Below are 3,307 nucleotides of genomic sequence, written 5' to 3' on the forward strand. Positions count from 1 at the left end.
ACACCTTCTTTGGTGTACGATCCGGTTTCCAGCGTGCGGTGGAGGATATCGTTGCGGTTGGTCGCCACAACCAGATCCGCGATAGGCAGCCCCATCTTCTTGGCGATGTAGCCCGCGAAGATGTCGCCGAAGTTGCCTGTCGGCACCGTGAAGCTGACGTCCCGGTGTGGTGCGCCCAATGAAACGGCGGCGGTGAAATAATAAACCACCTGCGCGAGAACACGGCCCCAGTTGATCGAGTTCACGCCCGCCAGCTTCACCTCTTCGCGGAAGGCAAAATCATTGAACATATCTTTCACTGCGGCCTGACAATCATCAAAGTCGCCATCCACGGCCAGCGCATGCACGTTGGTTTCAGTCGGCGTGGTCATCTGGCGGCGCTGCACCTCGGACACGCGGCCATGGGGGTACATGATGAAGACATCGACGGCCTTCAGCCCGCGGAACGCCTCGATCGCGGCCGAGCCTGTGTCGCCCGAGGTCGCCCCGACGATGGTAACGCGGTCACCCGAACGCGTGAGTGCGGCTTGGAACATCTGGCCGATCAACTGCATGGCAAAGTCTTTGAACGCCAGTGTCGGGCCGTGAAACAGCTCAAGCAGGAAGTGGTTGCTATCGAGTTGCACCAAGGGCGCGCGGGCCGCGTGTCCGAAACCGGCATAGGCTTGGCTGATCAAACGCCGAAACGTGTCGTCGGTGAATGTGTCACCGATGAAAGGGCGCATGACGTCATAGGCGACCTCTTCATAAGACTTGCCTGCCATCGCGCTGATCTGCGCATTGGTCAGGGTCGGCACCTGCTCTGGCACATAAAGGCCGCCGTCACGGGCGAGCCCTGTCAGCATCGCTTCTTCAAAGCTCAACGTCGGCGCGCTGCCACGGGTCGAGATATAGCGCATCAGTCTAGGGCGTCCTTTTGGCGTGTCGTGCGGAGTATCAGGTACAGGGTCATAATCGCCCAGACGAAGGCCAGCAAGAACCATGTCACTGCATATTCGAAATGATCGTTCTTGATAGTGGCGGTGTTGACCGGAAGCGGCGTAAGGCGCGGATCGGCAGGCGACGTTTGCGTCGCAACAACCATGAAAGGCAGCGTATCGAGTGCTGCGGACATGGTTTCGATATTCCGGGCGAACCAGATATTTTCGGCAAGGTCCGGATCAGGCGTACTGCTGTTCTGGTCGTCGGGCCACAATAGCGTGCCGACAATATCCATCTGAACCGTCAGCGGTTCTGAACCCTTGTCTTCGAGCGCTAAGAGACCCTGATCAACCAGAATGGGGCCGACTTCGGTCTCGAACTTCGAAATGACACGGTAGCCTGTCCCAGCCTCGGTCCCCGACACCAGAACATGCAGTTCCTCGCCCGTTGGTACGCCACTTACAAGGACACGCGAATATTCGTCGGCGGCTTCCGTCGCGAACCGCGAGAAAGGAACCGGTGGCGCGCTCAGGCGAGCGTCGATATCGGTTAGGATTTCTTCTTTCCAGGCCAACCGCTCGACCTGCCACAGGCCGAGGCTGATCAGCACGCCGCAACCGGCGATGCCAAGTATCACAGGAAAGAGAATCTTACGCAGCATCTTGTGCCCTTGATGGTAAAAACGCGCGAGATTGCCCTCGCGCGCTTGATATTCGGGTTAGTGGATCATGATCCACCGTCCATCGTCGCGGCCCTTAGATGCCCCAGATGTAAACTGCAAAGAACAGGAACAGCCAGACCACATCAACGAAGTGCCAGTACCAGGCTGCCGCCTCGAAACCGACATGTCTTTCCGGTGTGAAGTGGCCGGCCCGCGCCCGCAGATAACAGACGAACAGGAAGATGGTACCGATGATCACGTGGAAGCCGTGGAAGCCGGTAGCCATGAAGAAGTTCGAAAAGAACTTATCGCCACCGAATGTCCAGTCCTGCGCGACCAGAAGATACCAGTATTCATAGGCCTGCAGCCCGGTGAAGAGGATACCCAGAACGACAGCCAGCAACAGACCATGCTCAAGGTCTTTGCGGTTGTTTTCGTGGACCAGCGCGTGGTGCGCCCAAGTGACGGCCATACCGGAGCAGAGCAACACAAGTGTGTTGATCAGCGGCAGGTGGAAGGCGTCAACCTGATAGAAGGTTGGTTCCACATAGGTTGTGCCCGCATATTCGCTCATCGGATAGATCGTGTGCTTGAAGAACGACCAGAACCATGCAGCAAAGAACATGACTTCGGACATGATGAACATGATAAAGCCGTAGCGCAGGCCGATCCGGACGACAGGCGTATGGTCACCGACGTTGCTTTCAGCGATCACATCCGCCCACCACGCGTACATGACGTAAAGAACGGCGGCCAGACCCATCAGGAAAATGTATGGCCCGGAGCCGTGCATCCAGAGTGTCGCGCCAAAAAGCATGACAAACGCACCAACGCTGGCCATCAGCGGCCAGATTGACGGTGGTAGAATGTGATAATCGTGGTTCTTTGCGTGCGCCATGTGGTGCGTTCCCTATCGGCTGGTCTTCAGTAGTTTTGTATGGCGTCTTGCGAAGCCGGTGTCAAAGCTTGCGGCGCGAGAGAGGCTTGGATTTCCTCTTCGGGCAGGTCGATCTGGTAGAATGTGTAGCTGAGCGTAATCGTGTGCACATACTGGCCTTCGCGGTCATCCACAATGGCAGGATCCACGAAGAAACTGACGGGCATCATCACGGTTTCGCCCGGCATCAGCACCTGTTCGACAAAGCAGAAACATTCGATCTTGTCGAAGAAAGCACCCGCCTCGTAAGGCGTCACGTTGTAGGCCGCTTGCCCTGCGATCGGAACGTCAAGCGGGTTATGCGCCTCGTAAAAGGCAAGTCCGGTTTCGCCGATCCGGATTTCCATCTGGCGCACTTCGGGTTTGAACGTCCACGGCATATCGCGTTCAAGCGATGCATCAAAGCGCACCTTGATCGTTTGATCCAGAATAACGTCACTGCCGGTTTCAGCGATATTCGTCGCACCGCCAAAGCCCGTTACCCGGCAAAACCAGTCATAGAAAGGGACCGATGCCCAAGCGAGCCCGCCCATCAGGATCACCACTGAAACGGTTTGCGCCACGGTCCGTTGCGGCCCTTGGAGATTTGGAAAAAGTCTCATTCACCTGCCCCCTCTTCCGGGATGATCTGTGGGCGTGCCACGTGATCGAACTTTTCAAACTGGGCGGCATCGCCGAGTTGCAAAACCTTGACGACCGTCAGGCCGAAAATGATCGCTATGAAGGCAGCGAGGATCAGCCCCAGCCCGTAATTGCGCCCTTTGCGCCGCGTGTGCAGTTCGTGTTCG

At 57.1% G+C, this 3,307-nt stretch carries 5 protein-coding genes; all 5 read right to left on the reverse strand.

Going from position 1 to position 3,307, the window contains the following annotated elements:
• The coding region (gene thrC, locus R6T97_RS17700; protein ID WP_410350599.1) for a threonine synthase at positions 1-899 on the reverse strand (899 nt) is incomplete at its 3' end.
• On the reverse strand, positions 899-1,582 hold the full coding sequence (locus R6T97_RS17705) for an SURF1 family protein (RefSeq protein ID WP_410350600.1): 684 nt from the start codon (positions 1,580-1,582) through the stop codon (positions 899-901). The genes R6T97_RS17705 and thrC, both read right to left, overlap by 1 nt.
• Positions 1,583-1,676: 94 nt before the next feature.
• Positions 1,677-2,480, reverse strand: a complete 804-nt coding sequence (locus R6T97_RS17710) for a cytochrome c oxidase subunit 3 (RefSeq protein ID WP_410350601.1) — start codon at positions 2,478-2,480, stop codon at positions 1,677-1,679.
• A gap of 26 nt (positions 2,481-2,506) precedes the next feature.
• Positions 2,507-3,121 (reverse strand): cytochrome c oxidase assembly protein, encoded by a 615-nt coding sequence (locus R6T97_RS17715; RefSeq protein WP_410350602.1) that lies wholly within the window; start codon positions 3,119-3,121, stop codon positions 2,507-2,509.
• Positions 3,118-3,307: hypothetical protein (locus R6T97_RS17720; RefSeq protein ID WP_410350603.1), on the reverse strand; the 190-nt coding region annotated here is incomplete at its 5' end. The genes R6T97_RS17720 and R6T97_RS17715, both read right to left, overlap by 4 nt.

This window comes from Yoonia sp. (genome assembly GCF_046498525.1).
GTDB lineage: Bacteria > Pseudomonadota > Alphaproteobacteria > Rhodobacterales > Rhodobacteraceae > Yoonia.